We start from the raw sequence: 3,655 nt of genomic DNA on the forward strand, positions 1-3,655 counted from the left end.
GTCGAGCACCGCGTGCAGCAGCGGCAGCTCGCGCCGCACGGCCGGGCCRAGCGCCGTCAGCCCGGGGCCGAAGCCGCCGCGCACCTGCACGTTGGCCAGCAGGTTCTTCTCGATGTAGTGCACCGCGACGTGGCGGTAGCCGATGTAGAGGTCGGCATCGCCCGAAGCGACCGCGCGCAGCGCGCCTTCGGCGCTGTCGTAGCGCTGCACCTGCGCGCCGGGGAAGCGCGACACCAGCAGGCCGTCGGCCGCCGAGGCCGCCTCGACGGCGACGCGGTAGCCGCCGAACTCGGTGGCGGGCGACACGTCGGAGACGTCGCGCCGCACCGCCAGCACCATGTTCGCGCCGAGCATCGGCCGGGTGTGCAGCAAGGTGCCGGCGCCATCGGCCGGTGCCGCGGTGAAGGCCACCGCATCGAGTTCGCCGCGCGCCAGCGTCTCCAGCATCACGGCCTGGCTGGGCGAGCGCTGGTAGTCGAGGCGCAGCCCGGTGCGCTCGGCCAGCAGGTCCATCAGCTCGATCACGTAGCCCTGCGGCCGCTCGGCATTGGCATCGAACGTGAAATAAGGCGGCAGGCCGGGCGAGGTGCCGACGCGCACCACCGGGTGCTGGGCCACCCAGGCGCGCTCGGCGTCGGTGAGGCGCAGCGTGGGGGATGGCAGCTGCGGCGGCTGCGGCTGGGCCGTGGCCGGCAGGATGAACGCAGCGGCCAGGCCCATCACGGCCGCCAGCCTGAGGCACCACTTCCTCGCTCCGCTCATGAGACTCCGCTCAGTTCGTCATTCGATCCCGCACGTCAATCCGATGATCTGCTGACGCCCAGCTCCTCGTAGAGCCGCTCGACCAGCGCGCGYAGTTCGTCGACCTCGCGCTTCAGGCTCAGCTGCTGCGCCTTCAGTGCCGCCAGCTCGCTGGTGGCGACGAAATCCTCGTCGCTCGACGCCACCGGCATCGCCGAGATGTCGACCATGCCGCTCAGCAGGTGGGTCCAGCGCGCCTCGCGGGCACCGGGCGCGCGCGGCAGCTTGACCACCAGCGGGCCGCCCTTCTCGTCGGCGCGCGTGGCCAGTTCGTCGAGGAAGGCCTCGACCGACGAGGTGTCGGCGAAGCGGTGCAGCCGCTCGCAGTTGGCGCGCAGTTCGGAGGCCGTCTGCGGCCCGCGCAGCATCAGCACCGCGAGCAGCGCGACCGATTGCGACGGCAGCGCGAGCGCGCGGCCGAGGTTGTGCTCGTAGCGGCTGACGCGCGAGCCGCTGGACTCGAAGGCCAGGTGCAGGGCCTTCAGCGCGTCGACGGCCGATTGCACCTCGGCATCGGTCGCGTTCATCACCGGATCGCGGGCGGTCTTCTGGTTGCAGCCGGAGGCCAGCGCGTTCAGCGACAGCGGGTAGCTGTCGGGCACGGTGCTGGCCTTCTCGATCAGCACGCCGAGCGCGCGGGCCTCCAGCAGGGTCAGCGGCCGCAGGCTCACACCGCGAACCCGTCGTCGGCCTGGATCACGGCGCCGTTGACGAAGTGGCTCTCGTTGGCGCACAGCATCATCAGCACGGCGTCGAGGTCTTGCGGCTGGCCGATGCGCTTGCGCGGCATCATGTCGATCAGCTTCTTGCCCTGTTCGGTCTTCCAGTGGTGGTGGTTGATCTCGGTGTCGATGTAGCCGGGGCAGATCGCGTTGACGTTGATGCCGTAGCGGCCCCATTCAAGCGCCATTGCGCGGGTCATGTGGATGACGGCCGACTTGCTCATGCAGTAGACGCCGATCTGGCCGAGCACCTTGAGCCCGGCCATCGACGCGATGTTGACGATGCGCCCGCCGGTGAAGGTGCCGGGTGCGGCGCCCTTGGCGCGCGCCAGCATGCGCTTGGCCACCTCCTGGGCGACGAAGAACGCGCCCTTGGTGTTGGTGTCCATCACGTAGTCGTAGTCGTCGGGCGTCACGTCGGTGAGCTTCTGCGTGGTGCTGACGCCGGAGTTGTTGACGAGGATGTCGAGGGTGCCCATCTCGGTCTCGGCGTGGGCGATGGCGGCCTTGATGCTGTCGTGGTCGGTCACGTCGAGCTTGACGACGTGGGCGACGCCGCCGCCGGCCTCGATCTCGGCGCGCAGCGCCTTCAGGCGTTCGACGCGGCGGCCGGCCAGCACGACGGCGGCGCCGGCACTGGCGAGTGTCTTGGCGAACTGGGTACCCAGCCCGCTGGAGGCACCGGTGACCAGCGCGACGCGGCCGGAGAGATCGATGCTGTAGCTCATGTTCTGGCTCCTTGATTTGTTCGATGTTGCGGCACGAAGCCGACCTCACGTCAAAGACCTGGGGTCAGCGGCGGCCAAGGCTGTGGGGCAAGATAGCACGAAGCCACCGTGCTTCAACCGTCTGCAGGAGTCCGATGAATCCCACCTTGTTCCGCCCGCTCGCGCTGCGCGAGCTCGAGCTCTCCAACCGCGTGATCGTCGCGCCGATGTGCCAGTACTCGGCCGTCGACGGCTCTGCCACCGACTGGCACGTGATGCACCTCGGCGCGCTGACGCAGGGCAGTGCCGCGCTGACGCTGATCGAGGCCACGGGCGTGAGCCCCGAGGGCCGCATCACGCCCGATTGCCTGGGCTTGTGGAGCGACGAGAACGAAGCCGCGCTGGCGCGGGTGCTGGCGGCGATCCGCCCGCATGCCAAGGGCGCGATCGGCATCCAGCTGGCGCATGCGGGCCGCAAGGCGTCGAGCGCCCCGCCGTGGAAGGGCGGCCAGCTGATCACGCCGCAAAACGGCGGTTGGACGCCGTGGGCCCCGTCGGCGGTGCGCCAGCGCCCTGAAGAGGCGCCGCCGCACGCGATGAGCGAAGACGACATCCGCACCGTGATCGCGCAGTTCACGAAGGCGGCCGAGCGCTCGCAGCGGCTGGGCCTGGACGTGATCGAACTGCACTGTGCGCACGGTTACCTGATGCACCAGTTCCTGTCGCCGATCAGCAACCAGCGCACTGATGCATGGGGGGGCAGCCTGGAGAACCGGATGCGTCTGCCGCTGGCGGTGTTCGATGCGGTGCGTGCGGTGTGGCCGGCGCACAAGCCGCTGGGCGTGCGCGTATCGGCGACGGACTGGATGGAGCATGGCGAAGCGCCGAGCTGGACGCTGCCGCAGACGGTGGAGTTCGCGAAGGCCTTGAAGGCACGCGGCTGCGATTTCATCGATGTGTCGTCGGGCGGCATCACGTCGCAGCAGCAGATCAAGTTGGGTGCGGGCTACCAGGTGCCGTTCGCGCGTGCCATCAAGGAGGCCAGCGGTCTGCCGACGATGGCGGTCGGCCTGATCACCGAACCGTCGCAGGCCGAGCAGATCCTTGTCGACGGGGACGCCGACATGGTGGCGCTGGCACGCGGGATGCTGTGGAACCCGCGTTGGGTGTGGCACGCAGCGGCCGAGCTGGGGGCGCAGGTGGCACCGCCACCGCAGTACGGGCGGTCTGCGCCGCGGGGTCATGCGGATGTGCTGACCGGGGTGCCGTTCGGCGGACGGTGACCGCTTTTCCCCTTCCCCGGGGGTGGTTCACTGCGTGAGGCTGCTGCCGGGTCTCGCCCCGGCGGGCGAGTCACTTTCATTTGAAGCCCAAATGAAAGTAACCAAAGCAAAGGGCYTCAATACAACACCATACGGTTCGTTC

4 protein-coding genes are annotated in these 3,655 nt (G+C 69.4%); 1 reads left to right on the forward strand and 3 read right to left on the reverse strand.

Features of this window, described 5'->3' with window-relative positions:
- The 3 genes from AC1D01_RS25080 to AC1D01_RS25090 form a co-directional block, all read right to left on the reverse strand.
- A partial coding sequence (locus tag AC1D01_RS25080) for a transporter substrate-binding domain-containing protein (protein WP_477871194.1) occupies positions 1-762 on the reverse strand: 762 nt, incomplete at its 3' end.
- Positions 763-797: 35 nt separating this feature from the next.
- A complete protein-coding gene (locus tag AC1D01_RS25085; protein WP_477871196.1) occupies positions 798-1,472 on the reverse strand; it encodes a YceH family protein in 675 nt (224 codons plus the stop codon).
- Positions 1,469-2,251, reverse strand: coding sequence for an SDR family oxidoreductase (locus tag AC1D01_RS25090; RefSeq protein ID WP_047511732.1), 783 nt, complete (start codon positions 2,249-2,251; stop codon positions 1,469-1,471). The genes AC1D01_RS25085 and AC1D01_RS25090 overlap by 4 nt, the downstream gene beginning before the upstream one ends.
- A 134-nt stretch (positions 2,252-2,385) precedes the next feature.
- Here AC1D01_RS25090 and AC1D01_RS25095 point away from each other — a divergent pair, with 134 nt between their 5' ends.
- Positions 2,386-3,513: an NADH:flavin oxidoreductase/NADH oxidase gene (locus AC1D01_RS25095; protein WP_477871198.1), complete on the forward strand. Its 1,128-nt coding sequence runs from the start codon at positions 2,386-2,388 to the stop codon at positions 3,511-3,513.
- The last annotated feature ends 142 nt before the right edge of the window (positions 3,514-3,655 follow it).

Source organism: Rhizobacter sp. P3_B12, assembly GCF_056402895.1.

Excerpts from the sequence above, each read along its gene's own strand:
- AC1D01_RS25090 (WP_047511732.1), bottom strand. The coding sequence starts at position 2,251 with ATGAGCTACAGCATCGATCTCTCCGGCCGCGTCGCGCTGGTCACCGGT.
- AC1D01_RS25095 (WP_477871198.1), top strand. The coding sequence starts at position 2,386 with ATGAATCCCACCTTGTTCCGCCCGCTCGCGCTGCGCGAGCTCGAGCTC.